The following is a 1,440-nucleotide window of genomic DNA, read 5'->3' on the forward strand; positions in this document are numbered from 1 at the left end:
CCGCGGATCTTGTTGACGATCAGGGTGGCCAGGGCCTCGCCCTCGATGTCTTCGGCAATGATCAGCAGCGGTTTGTTGGACTGCATGACCTTTTCCAGGACAGCAACCAGTTCCTTGACGTTGGAGATCTTGGAGTTGACGATCAGGATGTACGGATCCTCAAGGACCGTTTCCTGGCGCTCAGCGTCGGTGACGAAGTAGGCGGAGATGTAGCCCTTGTCGAAGCGCATGCCTTCGGTCAGCTCCAGCTCGAGGCCGAACGTGTTCGACTCCTCGACGGTGATGACGCCTTCCTTGCCGACCTTGTCGAGGGCTTCGGCGATCAGGGCGCCGATCTCGTTGTCGCCGGCGGAGATGGACGCGGTGGCGGCGATCTCTTCCTTGGTCTCGATTTCCTTGGCGGAGGCCAGGAGCTCGACGGTGACCGCGTCAACAGCCTTCTCGATGCCGCGCTTGAGGGACAGCGGGTCAGCGCCGGCCGCGACGTTGCGCAGGCCTTCCTTGACCAGGGCTTGTGCCAGCACGGTTGCCGTGGTGGTGCCGTCGCCTGCGACGTCATCCGTCTTCTTGGCAACTTCCTTGACCAGCTCGGCGCCGATCTTTTCGTAGGGATCGTCCAGCTCGATCTCCTTGGCGATGGAAACACCATCGTTGGTGATCGTGGGGGCGCCCCACTTCTTTTCGAGGACGACGTTGCGTCCCCGCGGGCCGAGGGTGACCTTGACGGCGTCGGCGAGGATGTTCAGGCCCCGCTCAAGACCGCGGCGTGCCTCTTCATCAAATGCAATGATCTTGGCCATAACGGCAGTAGTCCTTTCGGGACAGTCGTTAAGAATGAACCTTCGCTGTGGTGCCCGCGACGGACGATCCCAACCCCGCGGCCTCTGTATGCCGCCGGGTCCGGGATCTCACCCCAGCAAGGTGTTTCTTTAGCTCCTGGACCGGCTGCCCCACTTCGCGGCCGGGCGGACCGGGCGTCGTGTTAGCAGTCAGTGCGCTGGAGTGCTAAATCAATAATTAGCACTCCCCCGGGGAGAGTGCAAGCAGTGGCCGGCCGGAACCGGCCGCCACGCGGGCACAATACGCTACGAGCGATCAGCCGCCGCTGCTGCTCGCGGCTTCTGTGCCGTCCACCGTGGGCAGGTTGTCCTCGCCGTAAGTCGAAACCATGTAGTTCGCTTCGGTGATGTCGCCGTGGGCATCAAAGTTGATCCGTCCGGACTGGCCGTCGTAGTCCGGCCGCTGGCCTGCCCGGAGGACGCCGACGCAGTCCTTGTAGCTCGTGCATGACTCGCTGGGCGGCTGGCTGCCGCCGGCCCCGGTTCCGCCTGCTGCCGGGGTTCCGCCGGAGACCGCGACGAGGGACGCCGCGATGGAGGTGCCGGCGTCGTCCTCTGCGGCGGCGGCGGCGACGGCGGCCAGGACGACGGCGTCGTACGT

Annotated in this window: 1 protein-coding gene and 1 pseudogene; both read right to left on the reverse strand. The window is 64.4% G+C overall.

All coding sequences use genetic code 11. The annotated features are described in order from the left end of the window. Positions 1 to 800 (reverse strand): chaperonin GroEL (gene groEL, locus LQV45_RS32140; protein ID WP_230011579.1); only part of this gene is annotated, 800 nt, incomplete at its 3' end. 295 nt (positions 801 to 1,095) lie between these two features. Further along, a pseudogene (locus LQV45_RS32145) lies at positions 1,096 to 1,440 on the reverse strand (amino acid ABC transporter substrate-binding protein); the annotation flags it as partial.

This window comes from Microbacterium sp. Bi128 (genome assembly GCF_918698205.1).